General features: G+C 63.4%; 13 protein-coding genes and 1 pseudogene. 6 read left to right on the plus strand and 8 right to left on the minus strand.

Annotated features, from left to right (window positions below):
- Positions 1 to 1167: 1167 nt before the first annotated feature.
- Positions 1168 to 1524 (plus strand): hypothetical protein, encoded by a 357-nt coding sequence (locus K2R93_14465; GenBank protein MBY0491043.1) that lies wholly within the window; start codon positions 1168 to 1170, stop codon positions 1522 to 1524.
- A gap of 443 nt (positions 1525 to 1967) precedes the next feature.
- On the opposite strand, the gene K2R93_14470 is transcribed toward K2R93_14465, so the two are convergent.
- The 4 genes and pseudogenes from K2R93_14470 to K2R93_14485 all read right to left on the minus strand — a co-directional run bounded on the left by K2R93_14470 (position 1968) and on the right by K2R93_14485 (position 7139).
- On the minus strand, positions 1968 to 2762 hold the full coding sequence (locus K2R93_14470; GenBank protein MBY0491044.1) for a hypothetical protein: 795 nt from the start codon (positions 2760 to 2762) through the stop codon (positions 1968 to 1970).
- Between the two features lie 134 nt (positions 2763 to 2896).
- The gene (locus K2R93_14475) at positions 2897 to 3091 is read right to left on the minus strand and encodes a hypothetical protein (protein MBY0491045.1); all 195 of its coding nucleotides are present in this window, start codon (positions 3089 to 3091) and stop codon (positions 2897 to 2899) included.
- Between the two features lie 1418 nt (positions 3092 to 4509).
- A complete protein-coding gene (locus K2R93_14480; GenBank protein MBY0491046.1) occupies positions 4510 to 6087 on the minus strand; it encodes a hypothetical protein in 1578 nt (525 codons plus the stop codon).
- Between the two features lie 668 nt (positions 6088 to 6755).
- Positions 6756 to 7139, minus strand: a pseudogene (locus K2R93_14485) (ATP-binding protein).
- Positions 7140 to 7400: 261 nt separating this feature from the next.
- On the opposite strand from K2R93_14485, the gene K2R93_14490 reads away from it, so the two are divergent.
- Positions 7401 to 7880 (plus strand): hypothetical protein, encoded by a 480-nt coding sequence (locus K2R93_14490; GenBank protein ID MBY0491047.1) that lies wholly within the window; start codon positions 7401 to 7403, stop codon positions 7878 to 7880.
- Positions 7881 to 7924: 44 nt separating this feature from the next.
- On the opposite strand, the gene K2R93_14495 is transcribed toward K2R93_14490, so the two are convergent.
- From K2R93_14495 to K2R93_14505, 3 genes are all read right to left on the minus strand, one after another.
- Entirely contained in the window at positions 7925 to 9334 is a 1410-nt protein-coding gene (locus K2R93_14495; protein MBY0491048.1) for a S1C family serine protease, read from the minus strand.
- 93 nt (positions 9335 to 9427) lie between these two features.
- Positions 9428 to 9988, minus strand: coding sequence for a PDZ domain-containing protein (locus tag K2R93_14500; protein MBY0491049.1), 561 nt, complete (start codon positions 9986 to 9988; stop codon positions 9428 to 9430).
- A gap of 261 nt (positions 9989 to 10249) precedes the next feature.
- Positions 10250 to 11623, minus strand: coding sequence for an Ig-like domain-containing protein (locus K2R93_14505; protein MBY0491050.1), 1374 nt, complete (start codon positions 11621 to 11623; stop codon positions 10250 to 10252).
- 426 nt (positions 11624 to 12049) lie between these two features.
- Between K2R93_14505 and K2R93_14510 the strand changes: the two genes are divergently transcribed.
- Positions 12050 to 12325, plus strand: a complete 276-nt coding sequence (locus K2R93_14510; protein MBY0491051.1) for a hypothetical protein — start codon at positions 12050 to 12052, stop codon at positions 12323 to 12325.
- A 92-nt stretch (positions 12326 to 12417) separates the two neighbouring features.
- Here the strand turns inward: K2R93_14510 and K2R93_14515 are convergent, their stop codons facing one another.
- Positions 12418 to 12738 carry a helix-turn-helix transcriptional regulator gene (locus tag K2R93_14515; protein MBY0491052.1) on the minus strand — a complete coding sequence of 107 codons (321 nt, stop codon included), beginning with the start codon at positions 12736 to 12738 and terminating at the stop codon, positions 12418 to 12420.
- 256 nt (positions 12739 to 12994) lie between these two features.
- Here K2R93_14515 and K2R93_14520 point away from each other — a divergent pair, with 256 nt between their 5' ends.
- The 3 genes from K2R93_14520 (at position 12995) to K2R93_14530 (ending at position 17588) form a co-directional block, all read left to right on the plus strand.
- Entirely contained in the window at positions 12995 to 14824 is a 1830-nt protein-coding gene (locus K2R93_14520; protein ID MBY0491053.1) for a hypothetical protein, read from the plus strand.
- Positions 14825 to 14937: 113 nt separating this feature from the next.
- The gene (locus tag K2R93_14525) at positions 14938 to 15816 is read left to right on the plus strand and encodes an ATP-binding protein (protein ID MBY0491054.1); all 879 of its coding nucleotides are present in this window, start codon (positions 14938 to 14940) and stop codon (positions 15814 to 15816) included.
- Positions 15813 to 17588, plus strand: coding sequence for a hypothetical protein (locus K2R93_14530; GenBank protein ID MBY0491055.1), 1776 nt, complete (start codon positions 15813 to 15815; stop codon positions 17586 to 17588). Before K2R93_14525 ends, K2R93_14530 begins: the two co-directional genes overlap by 4 nt.
- The last annotated feature ends 305 nt before the right edge of the window (positions 17589 to 17893 follow it).

Genomic DNA, 17893 nt, shown 5'->3' on the forward strand with positions numbered 1-17893 from the left:
GGAACGCGATGCGGTGGTGTGGTCGACCGGTCACGCACGACGAACTCGATCTTCCGTGGCGCGACACGGCAGGCGGAGCCATTGAGTGTCTGGCCAAGTGCCACCCCCGATGCATCGCGGAGTACTCAATCGGGACCACAACGTATCTCGCACCAAGGATAGGCGCGCAGGGGCTGACGGACTGGGACCGTATTCGGGCCTCAGTCCACTCGCTTCTTCCTCGATTCGAACCGGGGCTTTCCCCCGAGCTGGATGAGCCGCTTCGAGGACTCGTTGCGCAGGCGACCTCGATCAGAAGTGTCGTCCGCTTTGATCGCGAGAGCTATCTGAATGCGCGCGTGATTGCCAACATGCTTCTTGAGGCATATACAGCACTCTTGAACGTTGGCTCGCCCGTCAATCTCACGCAGTCGCCTACGATCGCGCATCGCTGGCGTGTTGAGGCCGCAGCCTCTCGTACATTCGACGCCTGGCTAGTCCGGCAGCCATTTGCTCGGTGAGGACCACCCGAGAATAACTCGAGCGAATTGCTCGGCACGAATGTGAGGTATCTATACCTCTATCGCGCATCGCCTACCACCCGTATCGCAGACTGAACGGCCCGCTGACCTCAGAGTCAGCGGGCCGTTTTGCCATTCGCGATCGACTGTCGCGATACTGCACCCTCGACCGCGTCGACCGCTCCGAACTTTTGGTGAGCCGCTCCAAACTTCTGGCGAACCGCATCAAGAGATACGGAGGCCGACTGTCGGGCTTCAGATGTCTTGAGAGGTGCCCTCCGTAAGTCCTGAGAGGACGAAAAGCAGGCACCAGAGTAGCGACAGTCTGTCCGGGTTTCAATCAACACCGAGGGATCCCTGGCGATACGCCCCGTCGAGGTGGATTGACCGCCATCTCTACTTCGAGATGCGCGCTTCATCGGTGTGCCGAAAGCGGACACGGAGCACATTTTTCGTTAATCCTGTCCTATACCGAACTGTCGTAGCCAGACAGTTTTGACAGACTCAGCCGTTGCCGGTTTTGAGACAGAGGCAGGCTCCCGAATTGTCTTTGGAGGGCCGACGGTGGCTTGATAGCGACATGCGTACTAAGCCCTCAAAGAGACATCGCGTTCGGCGCAGTCTACGACCCATCGCCCGGGCGACCGCGCTGCTGCGTCGCCTTGGGGTGGTATGGGTCGTCCGGCGCACCCCAGCCGGACTGTGGCTCGTCGACTTCTATACTCCGAACAATCTGCGCATCTCCGTTCGGACGCCGCAGAATGCCCCGACGCCGCCGGTGCTCGCGCTAATGATCTTTGCCCATGGCGCGGCTCGCAGCGGCCATCCACGGGGGTCCCGCGCGTGGTGTGAGGCGTCGGGCTTCTTCTGGCCGCTTGAGGGTCGGACACCTGATGATCTGCAGCAGATCGATGCGATGTATGATCGCGATGTCCAGAATCTGCGCATACTGACCGATGCATTCGGCGCGACGGTAGTGCGGCGCTTGGCCGGCTTCGCTGAAGAAATCTTTGCCGAGTATTGATCGAAGTCGCGTGTGTTGCGACTTTCGATGCTATGCCATCCCGGAATCCCCAGACACTCGCCGCGCGGCTTGCACAACTGGAAGCGACAATTGCCAGCGGCGTCGACCCCGCCTCGTACATTCCCGAGCTCCGGAGCATCTTTCGCGACTCGCTCGAGCACGGTCTGCCCTGTTTGAGGGATCATTCATTGGGCAGCGCCGCACACGCGCAGGAAGTCTTTGAGGTGCTCGCCAGCTCCGTTACTCGCGACATGCGGCCGGGACCCAGCTCACCGCTCGTGCAGCTACTCAGCATGGCGCGAAAAAGCGTGCGGTGCCCCGAGCGACAGCACATTGACCCGCCTTCTCTGGAGATGGTTGAGGCGGAGGACGGCGTGCGGGATCGACTGCGGCGGCGGGGCCGCCTCGGGTAGTCGGTCAGACCTTCGTCTCGCGAATCCCGCTCATTGATGCGGGCAAGCGGCCAAGTAGACACCGTTCTCGTCCGCCTGGGCGCCATGGTGCAGGCCTAAGAACCGCGCTACGCCGTCGGTAATCAGGTCCAGTTGCGCCGTGGTGAGTCGCTGTGGAAACACCTGTGCGATATGGTCCGTCGTGCGCACCGAGGCCACATCGGCGGGGCTCCCCGCGAACTCAACGGACCCCAAATGACCAGTGATCTGCTTTCCCCAGAGCGCGGGGAAGCGGAGCCAGTCCGACGGAAGCTCCTGCACCGTGGTTAGACGCATGTCGTAGATGGGCACGACGACGTGCTCTTGTTCGCGTGCTGCGTACGCGGCCGTCGTGAGAATCACGGCATACTCGGTGTGGAAATAGTCATGCCCCACTTTCGTAAGGCGTGCGATCGCCCCGCGCTCACCGGCCCCAGATGTCGCCCGCCCTGATGTCGACATGCCGGCGGAAATCCGTCGCCGGAGTGCCCACAGATAATCAGGCGGCAATACACCACGCGGGTTGCCGAGCCGAGCGAGGGGGACGCGCCGGATGGCGGCGCAGTTGAAGTGCGTGAGGTGCTCCACACCACCGTTTGGCGGGCCGTTGGGCGCCACATCAAGGGCGAAGCAGGGCGCGCCAAAGGCACACTGCGTATACGCACTCGTGCCGAACACCATCACCGCGACATCCGTTTGGGAGTCACGGCCGACCATGATGTGCCGATGGGCGAAGGGATCGCGATACAGCGAGGCAGCATACTCGGGAACGACGTGCACACGGCCGGCGGGGGCAACGTCAAGCACCGCGAGCGGAGAGACGGAAGCGGTCGGTCCCGGTGTGGTCATCCGTATCGTTGGGTCGCAATCGAGGGGCAAAAAAAGCGGCCAGAATACTCTGGCCGCTACACTTCAGCGTTCACTGTCTCAATATAGCGCGATCAGTCCGCAACCTCGTCACTGCGCACGAAGTAGCGCGAGTTCTTGGCGCCGATCGTCGCGAGGCCCTGATCGTGAATCTGCTTCTGAATGGCCATCGCGTGGGCCCGGCGCGACTCGTCTGAGTCCGACGGCTGCGTGCGGGGCGGCGACGCGACGTCGAGCAGCGCCCGCGAAGACTTCGAGAGAGTGGTCATATGCATCGAGGGTGAATGCCACACCCTACGGGTCCGTTCAGGGGGTGTCAAGCGAAGCGCCACAGGCACCGGTGCAATACCGACGACAAGAAGTACGCCAACGGCACACCGCGCGTTCCCTGGCGTGGCCGCCAGGCATTGCATGTGACGCCGTAACCCATTGTGGTTCCGTGAGTTTCGGTGTCGACGGCTGGCGACTTCTCTCCTTTTCGCTATGGATCCGTTCGGCGCCGCCGGGTCGGCGTTGTAACGAACTGTCAGTGGGCGGGTGATATCCGAGAGTACCCGAATAAACTCCGAACCAATGACCTCCCAGCACCCTCTTCCATTTCCACCCTCGCTCGAGTGGTGGAAGTCCGCGATGCGGAGCTCGCCCGCGACTGGCTGATCGACCGGGCGCTCTTGGTGGCGAGCCCGCATCTCGCGAGTTGGCCCTTGATCCGACTGACGATCACCCCGCAGCCGAGTCCATGCCCCGTCTGCCGTGATCTATCGCTGATGCCCGCCATCGAGACCGCGACTTTACGGCTCGGCGTCGAGCGGGGCACTCACCTACTGACCGAGTTCCCCGGCTAACGGCTCACGAGCGATTCACCCAAAAACCTAGGGATGTTCCGCCTGGGGACTTCAAGCCAAACGACACCGACCAAGGCTTACGCGGACAGTCTGTTGGGCCCATCTGTGGTTGCCCAACAGCTCGCGACGCTTTCCGTTTCACTTCCTGTGCATGAAACGATCTCTCAGCTCAAGCATGCGATAGCCGCTCCAATCGTACCTCTCACAGCTGCACTACCGATTCCATCCATGCCTGACGGCTGCGCGTGCCAGATCCGCTGACGCGTCACGATCGGGAACCTCCTGCTGAAGGTACAAGCGTCTCGCAGCGTCGATCCCAGCCTTCCCTGTCCTAAGAAGCAGGCGTTCGATTGCCCATGTCGCGGCATACCCGGGCTTTCGTGCCACCGCTTCCAACGCTCCAATGAAGCCGATCGTGTCACGTGGCGAAGCGAGGGCGCGAATGGCCGTGAGTCGGACGTCATCTTCGGTGGACCCTCTCGCGATCGCGAACAGACGCGACTCAGCTCCGGCATATCGCACAAAGCGTCCCTCCGACGGAAGCGATGCGTATCCCAATGCTAGGGTGGCCGCGGTGCGGGTGCGAATTGCGACGTTAGCGCTGCCGGGCGAGAGTGCGATCGCTACCAGAGAGTCCGCCGCCTCATCAAGATCGCCCCGCGAGGTAGCGGAAGACTGCGGCGTTCGAAGGCTACGGCCAACCTGTGCAAAGTCTCCTCGGTCTCGAATAGCGCTCGCGACCGACGATGCAAGTCTAATATTCTGGGCGCTCGCCTTAAACGCGAACGAAGCTCCGAAGATAATCAGTGAGGTGACAGAGGTCAGAAGGCGGTTCATGTTAGTCACCGGTAGAAGTCAATTCTCTGCGTCGTCCATCGTCCGGTGGACAGCGGCACGTATTTGATGGTCGCGTGGTCCGTGAAAGAGTTCGGATCTAGCGTTTTTGATCTTCTGAAGAGCGAATCCCTAACAACTTCGTAGGCCGTCTCAGCAAAAAAGCTCGCGACGTTGCTCTCGTTCGCAACAACCCGCTCTGTCAGTCGCTGCAGATCGAATGAAGTGGTGCGGCCCATGTTCACGATCAGATTTGCGTGACTTGCTTCGTGAGCCCAGATGACCGAGGTAAACCTATTGTATTCTGCTGATTCGGTTGAATAGCACGCATTCATTGACTCATGCGTTCTGCTTGGCTGGCTACCGGCACAGGGATTCACATAGAAGCCGAAGTCGACCTGCGATAGGCTGTACGTAGGTCCGTCGGCCCGGAACTTCTTGTGCAACTGCGTGCGGAGATCTGCACCTACGGCAAACGACGAGACATACCAGAGACCTCGATTCGGCCCTCCACCGACGACCTGATCAAGAGTATATCCGCTCCCCCGCCTATATCGACTAGAGATCGGAATGAGGATGTCTGCGTTAACGGTTTGTGCACAACTTGCAGATGCCGTCAGGCCAGCGGTGATCCGATTGGGGCCTTCTGGATCAAAGCACCCATCGATATCGCCCGGCGCACCGGGCTGCCATCCAAGAGCGGCGCTCCAAGACCAGCCAGGACGTCGATCAACAGTTACACTCGCGTTCTTGGCGTACTGGACGCCGTTGACCCGTACTTGCACGGACACCCGTCCCGACTTGACCATCGGCCCCGACCACGTCAATGCGTTGGTCGTATCCTCGACGACGACATTCGACTGCATGCCAGAAATCGTGTCTGCTGCCTCAAACTTCCAATACACCGTATCGTCGCCGACTGCGTGACCGGAAATGGTAAGTTTACAGGTGATATTTCCGCCCCACGGTACTTGTGCGGGCGTACACTCAAAGTCATTTGGCAAGGCGGTTCCCCCCGAGTTTGTCGGGAAGTCCTGATTATCCTGACAAGAGAACCCGAGGCCCCCTTCCACTGCAAACACCTGACAGCCGTTTCCGCACTCCCAAGAGGATCCAATGAGCGACGCGCCCTGACTACGCAGCGCAGATCTACTAGTCGCGTAGCCGCCCCAAAAGCAGGTCACTCCGTTACACTCGATTCGATCCGCGTTGCCATAATCAGCAGTACACCAAATTTCGTCACCCGAGAACGTACTGCGACGCCCATTCGACCGAGCCTGCGCGCCCCTCCAGTTTCTGATGAACGCACGCGACGAGGCCGCTGTTCGCAAGATGCAGTTCGTCACCGCGACAGATCTGCGCGTTGATCGCGACAGCGCGAAAGCCGAATACGGCGCAAACTCGATCTGCTTGCTTACAGACGCCTCGACGGCCTCACGTTCCGCCGTCCACTTCCGTGCTGTTGGGTCGAAGCGTTGGGTCTCGCAGACATTCTGATTGGCCGGGATGTTCTCAAGGGTGAATATCGGGATACGGCTCGTCAGTTCTTCGGTGCCTGCCTTTGACTCTCGCACCTCTGTCGCCATTGACGGAGCCGACGCGAACTCTGAGACGCATCCGAGGAGCACGGCAGAAAAGATGAGACATGCAATGCGATTACCATGGGGGATTCTCATATGTACTCCGTCGAAGGTTGACAAATCATTCTCAACCGCTTCGGGTAGCCACTCCCGTTGCTTTGTGCAGGGACGTTCAGCTCGAAAACAGAGAAGTAATTCGCCGCGTCACCGCCGCGTCATCCGTCTGGTCCCAGTAAGCGTCGCATATCCAATTGCGTGCCGGTGGCGAACTCAGCACTCGTAGCGAGAGGCGCGCGCGACCACCTTCGCCGAATGACGACCATGGATAAACCCGTTTCTTGCCGAAACTTTGGTGTCATCCAAAGTGTCGTGTGACCGCTGCGCACTTCCGCTGCCTCCCCGTCCCCTCTTCTTCCCGACCTGCAACCCATTGCGCTTCAAAGGGATACGAATGGACTTGGCGGCGCACCAATGCGTAGTCAGCCACCGGCTCGCTGCACTCGCCGCAGGCCGCGTTCGGCAGTCGCGCGTTCGCTAGCTGTGGGTGGGACGGTAGCTGGGACGGTCGGAGAGACGGTACCTCCCTGCGGAGGACGGCGTCGCGCGGTTCGACCGTGTCAATAATCGAATGATTCTCCCCCCAGTGATCGTCTCAAAGTCCCACCGGGTGAAGGTCACAGCTCCGCGTGAGCTGTGACGGTGGACCGCCGCAGCCTCGCTTTGCGCTTCTCGCGGAGCCGGCGCGAGTCGCCCCTGATCTTGATCGTGGTCGCGTGGTGCAGGAGCCGGTCGGTGATGGCGCTGACGATGGCGGCCTCGCCGAAGCCGTCACCCCAGGCCTCGAGGCTCTGGTTGCTGGTCAGCAGGATGGCCCGTCGTTCCTAGCGGCGGCTGATCAGTTGGAAGAAGAGAGCGCTTCGAAGACGGGATCTGTCGGCACGGCATCGCCGAACCGTAAGGCCTGCTCGGTCGAAAGCGCGGTTTGGGCCGGCGTCACGCCATGGCCCCTGAGAGGCAGACTCAGGCGGGCTATAGTGTTTCAGTCGAGCACACGCCAGAACGAAGCACCTTTATCAGAGGTGGATTCGAGCTGATAAGGCCCCGAACCGCTGGCTCTCGCCGAGTCGGCTCTTTGGAATAGAGACGGTATCCCTTCTAGTGGCCACGTAAGCAGCCTGATCATTCACACCCGCACAACGGGCGCACGGGATGCTGGACGTCGGCAACGGCAGTGAATACCGCGTAGATTCTCGCTCTGGACATAGGTGGAATCATGCGGTCGCTGATTGTGAGGGCTAATGACAGGTACCGTTGGATGCATGGCTGGCCTTGGCTACGTCGCCATTGTGATGGCGCTGCTCGGGAGTGGGACGACAGGCGGCGTCCTCGCGGGTTTCGCGATGATCTTTGGACCGTTCGCAGTCGATGCCATTCAGTCGCTGCGTGAAGCGCGGAGATCACGAGAAGCGATGGAGGCCGCTGCGCGCGCGCAGGAGGATCGACGCGCCTCGCAGCAAGCAGCGGTCGAAGCGGAGGCAACCTTTGTACAATGGTCCGCACAACACCTCTCGCCGTGGGCGAGCGCCACCGAGCGCAATGCGGCTCGCCAGCAGTTTGAGCGGGAGCAGCAGTGGCGCGCCCTCGTTACCCAGCGAGAAGAACTGCGGCGCGTGTCAAAGCTGCATCACGCGAAGACTCCCATAGTCTCCACACCGTCGTCTACGTCATCAGCACCCCGACGGCAGATTCTCTGCGGACGGTGCGGCAGCATCCACGAGCCCCCAGCGTGCAGTGAATAACGCCTGCGTGGTGGAAGACAAAAGTCTTGAATCGAAAATATCGATCATCGGCGCTGCCCGCTGACGATTCCGCGATACACCGCGTTGTTCTCCCGTCGATCAATCCAGTCAAACTCGATCTTTCCGTTCCGCACGTAACCGTTCACAGCTTTCGTCCGATCTTCCCACTTAAAGGCGCCCGTTGGCCCGATGGGTGCCATGATGAAGGCCCCTGTACTTCCGCCGACCGTATTGGTGAGCGAAACGTCCGCGAATATCGAGTCCGCGGTAGTCATAATGGCCGCGGTGCCCGACCAGCTGGTTGGTGTGCCAGTGAAAGAGCCAGCCGTATACGACGTTCGCACCGCGATGTCATAAATGCCCTGCGTATACGACAACGGGAGATCGATCGGCGTCGCGATGATGCGCAACGTGAGGCGCTCGCGAGGATCCTCACCCGCGATGTAGAACCCACTATCCGTGACCCACCCCTCGAGCGGGATCCTCCCCGCCTTGACCCCGACACGCCCGCTTCCTGTCGCGACCGCATCCGAGACGAGCATGACGTAGTCGTTAACGTACCGCGGACGCCAGAAGCCCACGCCCGTTTCCGGTAGCACGAGCAAACCAGTCACCAGAGTATCCGGGGCTGCGTTGGGGTTCGTTGCTTCCGTCAGTGTTTTGAAAGTGCCGACCAAGGCGTTCTTCCGTGGTGTCCCGGGCGCCGGCGCTCGAAATGGCGCCCGTGTCGGGGCGTCTGCCGGCGCGGGTGCGGCAGGACGCTTCACCGCCTCGCCGGCCCCAGATCCGGAAAAGACCTCGGCGACTGAACGCGGCGGCGCAGACCGCGTCTCAGCGAGGAGCGCCAGAGCGTACTTCGCCGGAATCGCGAAGTTAAGCGCCTGCCCGGCACGAACGGTCGCGCGTGTGATCCCAATGACGCGCGCCTGGTCATCGATCACCGGGCCGCCGCTCGATCCAGGGCTGATCGGAGCGGACATCTGAATGCGCTCCCGTCCGCCCTCGACACGAACCGCACTGACAATACCGTCTGAGACCGTATGTTCGAGGCCAAGCGGAGCGCCAATCACGACCACGCGATCGCCGACGCTCGGGGCCGTCGACGACAGCGTGAGTGTGGGCAGGTCAATCGCGGTCGCCTTGAGCACGGCGAGGTCGGTGAGGGAGTCGACGTCAATGACAGTCACGCGATCGAGGACCTCACCGTTCGCACGAATAAGCCTGGCCTGTGAGGCGCCCGCGAGCACGTGGTGATTGGTAATGACAACCCCGTCTGCGCGGATAACGAACCCACTGCCGATGCCGATGGTATCGCCGTCCGCCCCGAGGGCGATCACCGTCACGCTGGCCGGTACCGCCTTCGCAGCGATGTCGCGCACCGTTCGCACCGGTGCGACACTGGGGCGGCGAGCCTGAGCAGCACCCGCTGTGCTCAGCGTCAGCGCAGCAGCCATGCAGGCAAGGGCGCTGCGTCGGGCGTCGCGCGGAAACACGGTCATAGTGGTTCTCCTAATCACCTTTGCAAATACGGGGGCATGGGCAGGTAATCACGAAATCGTCAGGCGCTTCGTCAGGGGGCGACCACCCCGCATGAGGTGCACCTCAACGACGCCAGCCGGCATCTGGCGCGCTACTTCCACAAAATGCTCCGGCGATCGAATGCGAGTGCTGTTCATCGCGAGGATGATGTCATCGGGAAGGATGTCCGAGTCGAAGGCAGGAGTCCCCTCCACCACAATATCGACGCGTACGCCCGCGTTCGTCTCCAGTTGGCGCCGGGTGAGGTCGTCCAGCGCGAGTACGAACAGACCTACACGAGCCCGCACCTTCACGAAATAGAGCGCTGTGAAGTCACCGCGATTGATTGTGTACGGCAGCATCATGGTTCGACTGCTCGTCGTCGTACTTGTCCCAGACCCAGTCACCGTCGCCGTTCCACCGGCTCCGGTAACCCGCGCCGTTCCGCTCGTATTCGTCGTCGAGGTTGTCGGAATGGTTAGTGGCGTTGCGCCCTGAATCGTATTCGTGTAGCGCGACGTAACGAGGGCCAGTGACGCGCCAAGCTTGGTCGCTTGGGTCTGTAGTTGCGACAGCTTCACCGAACTCATGTTGGCATTAAATGCGCTTTGACCGATGAGTGCATACCCCCGACGAAGCAGGTCGCGGCCGTCCCGGTCTAGGTTGTTGGAGGAGTACACCGCGGGGGCGCCTGCCGCGGGGATCGCCCCCGCTGCCGCCTGGGCGCTCGGTAAGCCCTGGTAAAATTGAGCATAGGGGTTCGACGCACAGACGCCGAGAAGTATCACGCTGGCTATCCAAGACCGTCGCATGCGTCGCTCGCAGAAGGGGTTGGAACAACGAAAAGCGCGTTAGGGCACACGGGTCCACGAACCACAACGGGACACGGTTACTGCCACATCCGTGGAAAGCACGGTCATGGTCGCTGGCGTACTGCCGAGATAATTTCCGATGATGTCGTCAGTCCCGTTGATGTTGCGGAGGCGCGCCCAGTAACAGCTCGTCCCACCACCGTCTGCCCGCCAGGTTCCGGGATCGATGTCCACGCCCACGAGGTACGCCCCATCAGTGAAGGGCGCCGAACGTGACGTCGTCGCGGGGCCTGAGATCTCCACCCACGCTTCACAGCGGCTCGACTCAACTGCGACATCCGTCGCCAGTACCTCTAAAAGGCGCGGCCCGGGTCCGAGATCGTTAGCAATGATGTCGTTCGCGCCCGTCGTATTGCGAAGCCGCGCCCAGTAGCACGACGCCGACGCAGCGTTAACACTCCGATAGCGCCCAGGCCGAATGTCCGTGCCGACCAGGCGAACGCCGTTCCCGAAGCTGAATGGCGCGACAGTCAGCACCTGACTGGTGGAGGAGAGTCCGTTCGCGAAAAACGCCAACGTCACGGCCGCTCCCACTGGCGCCACCACGCCGACGTTCGTAAACGTCGCAAGGCCGTTGACGGCCGTCGCGGTGAGCCCGCCCTGCGTCGGGCTGTTCGCGCCGAGTTGGACGACGGTGGCGTTGTCCGACGTGATGCGGTTGCCCGCTGCGTCGACGATCTCCACCTGCGGCTGCACCTGAAAGCGCCAGCTGTTGAATACCCCACTCGCGGGCCGAATTAACCCGAGGCGTACGGCGGCCCCAGGCACGACCGTGATCACTGTCGACGCGACGACGCCATTGGCTCGCGCGGTCACCGTCGCACTCCCTGCGAGGATGCCGAGCACGCGCCCGTCACTCTCGACCGTCGCCACGTTCGGTGCTGCGCTACTCCAGGTGACCGTCGGCACGGCGATGGGCGCATTGAACTGATCGTTGCCCGTCACCGTCAGGGTTGTCCGCTCGCCAGACCGGAGGGTCGAGTTCGCTGCCGTCAGCACGAGACGGGTGAGCGTCGGGGCGGGCGTCACCGTCACCGCCACGCTCGCGGTGAAACCCCCGCTTGTGCCAGTGATGGTCGCGAGGCCAGGGGCAACCCCGGTCACTTGCCCGGATTGATCGACCGTCGCCACACCGCTACTGGAGACCCACGCAACGGCCCCGATCGCGATCGGCTGCCCGTTCTGATCGCGCCCCGACGCCGTAACCGTAGTGGAGGTACCGGCCACGATCGAGCTGGCTGCGATGCTAACGCTCAGACTCGCGAGTCGGGGTGGTGGCGGTGCCGAGGTGGAGTCACCACCGCAGGCCGCCCCGAAAAGCACAACGAGCCACACATACGAACGCAATGACATGCAGGTCTCCGATTGGTTGGCGCACACCACACGGATTCGACATACGAGCGGCACTGACAGAGGCCGCTCCTAACGCAGGATCACCGTTCCAACGTATGCGCCGATCGCCGACGCGCTACTCGGGCGACGCGTCTTGTCCCAGAGAAAGCACCGGCGCATCGACCGCAGACCGTTTCCCGCAGACCTTTGCGCCGTCACGCGCGCCTCGCGTGGGATCCGTGCGGGTGGACCGAGCCTAAGGCGCGCCGGGGTGCCGCACTCGGCTTACCGGACCAAACCTCCGTACACTACCGGCTCGCGCCGGAATGGCTGAGTCGGCTTGCTTCGGTCCTCGATTCGAAGGAGTGCTTCCAACGCCGCGTTAAGGCTCGAAACTGTCCTTCCGTCTCTCCAACGGACCATTCCGTTAACCCCGTTGTGGGAGTGGTGGACGGCGCGCATTCGGTTCGGGTACCGATTTGCGCATTGAACGCAAATGCTGCGGCGGCGATCGCCGACTCGGCGTGGCAGCGCCTCACTGCCCCCGCAACGGATACGTTGGGCGTCAGTGAATGCGCCTTGACCATCGGTGCGGCGGTATGCGAGGCGCAGCGATTACTCGCGGATGGCGCGATCGCATCTGTGGCGCTCCCGATGCGCTGCTGGCGTATTCATCTCCGTGATGACGACGGCGTGGTCGGCATCACTGGCGGCGTACCGTGACACGGCGTAACTGACGCCCAGTACATCCGGGGTGACTAACGCCGAGGCCGGCCAGCGGGTACCGGGCCGCAGGCGATCGGCCTAAGCCGCGCTCATTCCTCCTCGTCCTCGTCTTGCCACGCTGCGCTCGGCCGATTGGCGAGGATCCCCTGAAACCATTCGTGCTCCTCGCGAGTCCGCGGCGGTCCCAGCAACTCGTCGACGGTAACCCCGAAATGCACGGCGAGGGTCCAAAGCGTCAGTAACGGCGCGCGCCGTTGCCCATGTTCAAGCTCTGAGACGTAGTTGGGCGCAAAGCCCAGCGTGAGCGAGAGGTCGCGCGTGGACTGATCGCGCGCGCGGCGCCACCGGCGCACGCGATACGCGAGCAGGCGGCGAATGTCCATGTCGGTCACGCCCTCGTAGCCCCACATGGCCCCAAAGGTACTGCGCGCCACCTGTGTCACGTTTGGGCGAACAGATCGGTGAATGGAGCACGTCCCGCGAACCCAGGAGAATGGCCCCGCTTTCCGAGCCGAACAGCATTAATTGTCGAGTTCGCTTGTCTTTGGTTTTTCTTCGGTTTTTCTTTGGTCCTGTCACGTTTCAGCGAACGCGTTATGCACCCCGCAGTCTGCCCCGCTGATGATCCGCTGACCGTGAACCACTGAATGCCCCGCTGGAGGACGTATGCTCGGAACGGAACCGAAGCTCCACCCTATTGACCGCCCGACCAAGGCGGCGCGCACCGAGCGGACCGTGCGTGAGGCGAATGCACTCGCGCGCGCCACGTCGCGCCTCGCGTGGGCCCGCGCGGTCGCGCTGGCGATGCAGTCGGGAGAGACGCCGCGCTATCAGCGGCTGCACGAGCTGCAGGCGATGGGTGTGGCCCCGGCCGGTCCCATCCCGTCGCCGGCGACGCTCGCCCGATTGCGGTCGCGGTGGGAAGCAGGTGCGCAGCGACTTGAGGACTACTTCGATCACCCCCGCACGGGCCGTCCCGCACTGCATCGCGACGCCGAGCATGCGGCCGTGTATCGGCGAACCGTTCTCGCGGCGCGCGCCACCGCGCCGGCCGTCGCCCACGCCTTGATGTGCCAAGCGGCGACCGCGCGCGGGTGGACCAGCCCATCCGCGACGACGGCGCGACGGGTCTTGGCGGACATCGGGCACATGCCGCTGGTGGCGGCGCGCCACGGGAGCCGGGCGGCAGAGCTCGATGCCATGCCGACGGGGGTCGTCCCGCGCGGTCACACGCACGATCGATGGTGTGTCGACGAGGCCATGCTTCCGATCTGGGCCCGCTTTTACGATCCGTTCTGTCGAGGATTCCGCTCCTACCGGCCATGGATCGTGATCGTTCGCGACCACGCGTCGAGTGTCATCGTCGGCTGGTACGTGGTGAACCCCGTCGGCCCCGTTCGCCCTGATCGCGAGCCGAGCTTCGGATTTAGCTCCCTGGATGTCACCGCGGCGTTGATTGCGGCCGCATCGCGCGACGTGGCGCCACCGTCGTGCGTCGCTTTCGCGGGCGCGGCGCCGTTGGCCATTCGCTGGGACAACCACGCGACGCACATCTCGCTCGAGAAGCAATGGTCCACTCAGCAACCGGGATTGCGCACGTTTGAGACCGAGCGCGGACCGGTTCGCCGGCCGATCAACAACGGTGCCGCCGAACGGAGCATCGGTGTCGTGAAGCATCTCCTGCAAAAGTCGCCGTGGCACGTGGACGCCGTGCGGCCGCGGGACGCTGAGAATATTGAAGTGCGGGAGGGCCCGGGGCGCGCGCGGTCACTCATGGCCGCACACACCACGGAGCGACTCGCCCGTCGCGTGTTGGTATCGCCGGAAGACCTCCCCAATCATGAGGACGTGGCGCGGCTCGTCGACGACGAGATTGCGCGCTACAACAAAAGTACGTTCCGAAAGGGGCGGCTACGTCGAAGCGACGTGTTTGCATCGCGCGCGTCCCGCTCGCCACGCCCGGGCACGGAGCTGATCCGGCTGTTGGAGCTCCAGACGGCGACCGTATCTCGCGAAGGCGTACGGTGTCGCCATGACGATGGCGTCGTGATTGTCGCGGCTGAGAACACGCGCGAGCGATTTGCTGCGGCGATTCCGGATGAGATCACCCTGCATCTCGATCCCGCTGCGCGCGGTGCGTGGGCCGTCCATCAGCGACGCCTGATCTTCCTGCGCCGGGCCGATCAGCCTCTGACGGCGGAGGAGCGGCGAACTTTTGTCATCGAACAGCGAATCCGAGCGCGTCGAGCATCCGACGAGGCCGCGGCGTACAACGCCTTGGGCGACGAAGCGGCCGGCGGCCGCGGCGATGGCTTTCGGGACGATGCCGGCGACGCGTCCGTTGACCGCGCACTCGTGGTCGGGTCGTTCGACCAGCTCTACGCGCCGCCCGCGCACCCCGACGATACGGACGATGACGACATGGTGCGGCGCGATCAGTCCGGCCGCAGTCGTGCACTCGACGAACTCCTGGCCAGCGACGAGGACGCCCTGTGAGTCTTCGCATCAATCCGCACGACCACGCGCCGCAACGCGAGCACACACTAGGGATGTCGCCGCGTTCGGCCGACACGTTGCCTTGGATCGCGAATCGCGCGGTCGAGAATCAATTGCGGCGGGCGCTGGTTGAGACGATCGGGGCCTCCTCTCGCTGTCTGGTCTGGGGGCCGCGGGGAATCGGAAAGACCGAAACGCTCCAACGGCTGATTCGCGAGGAGCTACGGACACTGGCGCACCCACACTCGGCTCCTCGGATCGTCCACGTGCCGCTGATTGGGGTGCAGCGCGAACGCGACGCGCTCATTTCGATGGCCCACTACGTCCCGCTTCCCTCTCTCGCGCAGCGGGCGCGGCAACATCGCCTCTCCGTCGACAACGTCCGATCCGAGCTCGTGAGCGCATTACGGCAGCAGGGTCGCACCATCCTGATCGTTGACGAAGCGCATCAGCTGGCGCCGAGTGCGCTGAAGGCGGTGCTGGATCTGATGGTTGAGGCAGACTACGCCACCAATGGCGGCGCGGAAGCGCGCTGGCTAGGGGTCATGCTCATCGCCTCGAGTCCGCATCACCGCGCGCTGCTTGGCGCGTTCGAGGCTAACGAGCGCGTGCAGTCGATCGTGGAGCTCACCGCGGACTCGCGCGAGACGATTGCAACCATCCTGCGCCAATGGTTGCCCGAACTGGCCAACCATCCCGCGTTCTCGACGAATCAGGCCGCGTTGGAGCAGTGGATCGACCTGCAGTTCGGCGGCGGCGTCCCGAGTCTTCGAGCGATCGCCGACGTCGTGCAGCGATATCAGGCGCGGCAACAGCACGCCGGCGAAGGATCGGCGGAGGCGCCGCTGAACCTCAAGCTGTTGAACGCGCAAGTGAAGGGACTGTTGGGCGTTCAGCAACGCCTGCTCGCCCCGCCAACGCTGAATGGCTCTGCCGCACAGCCACCGGCGCGTCGTCCGGAGCGCCCGGACCGCGCGGAGCGTGCGCCATGACCCGAGCGAACCGATGGTCGACCTCCCCCACCCGACGCGATGGGGAGGTGCTTGAACACCTCGCGGCGCTCATCGAAGACGCTTCGCGACCGCCTCGTTTCGATGACGCAGTGGCCGCGATCGCCACACGCATGGGGCGATCAGTCGATCGCGTGGAGCAAGCGCTGCGGAGACTACACCCCGAGCAGGTTGTTATCGGTCACTGGCATGAATCGGAACTGGTGGTCACGCCGACAACCCGGAGATGGGGCGCCGTCGTCCACGCCGTGGAATTCGATGAGCGCGTAGTGCCGTGGGTGGATGCGATCGAACGCGTGTTACGATCGGAGGTGCAGCGATGCGAACGCGCCGTACTCGGCAGCGAACTGCGACGTGCCATGGTTGCCGCCGGACATCCCGTGACGAGCCAGACGGTGTGCCATGGTTTGGCGTGGCTGCGCAAACACGGGCGATCCGTACGCGTAGAGATTCCAGCGACGGACACCACGAGACGGCGCGTTCGCTATGCCTGGGGCGTGCCCGACTGCAATCTGCGAGTCGAGCACGTGATGGCGACGCATGCGGACCTGCTCTATCGCTGCGTGGATGAACTCACGGCCCGCCTCGGGAGGCCGGCCGCACGCGGCGAGATCAAGGCGTGGGTCGCCGCCGGACTTCCTGATGCATCCACGGCCCTGCAGGCGAATGCCGAAGCACTGAATCACATTAGTCGGCGACTGCTTCCGGCGCTGCTCACCCAGCACGAACGACTCGTCGCACACCGACCGAGCGCAGCCGCCCGTGGTACGCTGGGTCCGCGGTATGCGCTCCACTCGCTGTCAGCTGTTGAAGCGGCGGCGGTGTCGGTTGAAGACGCGATTGAGCGCTTCCGCTTCGGCTGGGATCTGGACGCGGAGCGCCAACTGCGTGCGATGGTGGACGTCCGCGTACCGGTAATTGCGAAGCTGCTTGAACGTCGCGCGATCTATCGACGGGCGGCGCTGCGGGTCGCGATTCCGGCCGGTCTCCCCACGAGGGACGGGCTGAACCTCGCCACGACCGCGGCTGAGGAGATCATCCGCTGGCTGCCCACGTCTACTCTGCAAAAACGAGCGGGCTCCACTTATCGACGTGCCCGTCGGATTCTCGAGGATGCGGCGGTGGTGGACGCCGAGGCAGCGGGGATTCTCGAGGAGGATCGACGCTGGCAACTCGCCGGAGATGCCGCCCTTCGAGATTGGGGTGTGCTGCAGCAGTGGCAGGAGGAGCTGGTCGATCTAGCGCCACGTAGTCGCAGCGCATCGTCCATCATGGCGGAGGCCCGCCGCTTTCCTGTCCCCCATCAGCAGTCCGTAGTCGAGACCGCCGAGACGGCGCTCGACGTCGTCGATGCCCTGCGCCAACTGCTAGCGACCGCGCCATTGCCGGGCGCCAAGGCACTGCTCGACGGCGTATGGATGCTGCTTGGGAGTGTGATGCGCGCGCCCGAGGAGCTGACGCCCTTGCTCACCCCGGACGATCACGTGCCGCCGCTGCTTCGCCGCGCGGCGCTTGTGGCGATAGCCATGCTCGGCGGCGATCTGGAGATCAATCCCGTAGAGTATGGCCACCAGCAGCTCGATCTTGATGCGTTGGCCTTGGCGGCCGTACTCGAACCCTCCGCAAGCCTTGAGAGCATCGTGTCGGCATTAACGCCTATCGCCGATCGCCCACTGGCGACGCGTGCGCGCGCCGAATTGCTGATACGTCGCGCTGAGCAAGGCGCACGCCTTGGGCTTACGCACGTCTGGTGAGGTGTGACGCGACACAGCTGTCGCTGCGTGGCGATTGAGTGCGCGACCTTGGCCTTTCGTCGGCCGGTCTTGAGCGCAGAGTATCGACTCTGGTTGCCGGGTATTCGCGGCCAGGAGGCATGGCTGGCCAGACCTGCACGCATTGCGGTGGTCGGGCCGCCAGGTTCAGCCACTCGACATTTTCTGCTGGTCGCTCCCGAGGGAAGCCCGACGCCTTGGGATAGCGCGCGGGTGGCTATGAGAAACCTTGCCGTTCGATGGCACCAGCGCGACCGACCCGTGTTCGATGCGGCCTTGTGGCGTCG

Source organism: Gemmatimonadaceae bacterium, assembly GCA_019752115.1.
In the GTDB taxonomy this organism is placed as follows: Bacteria; Gemmatimonadota; Gemmatimonadetes; order Gemmatimonadales; family Gemmatimonadaceae; genus Gemmatimonas.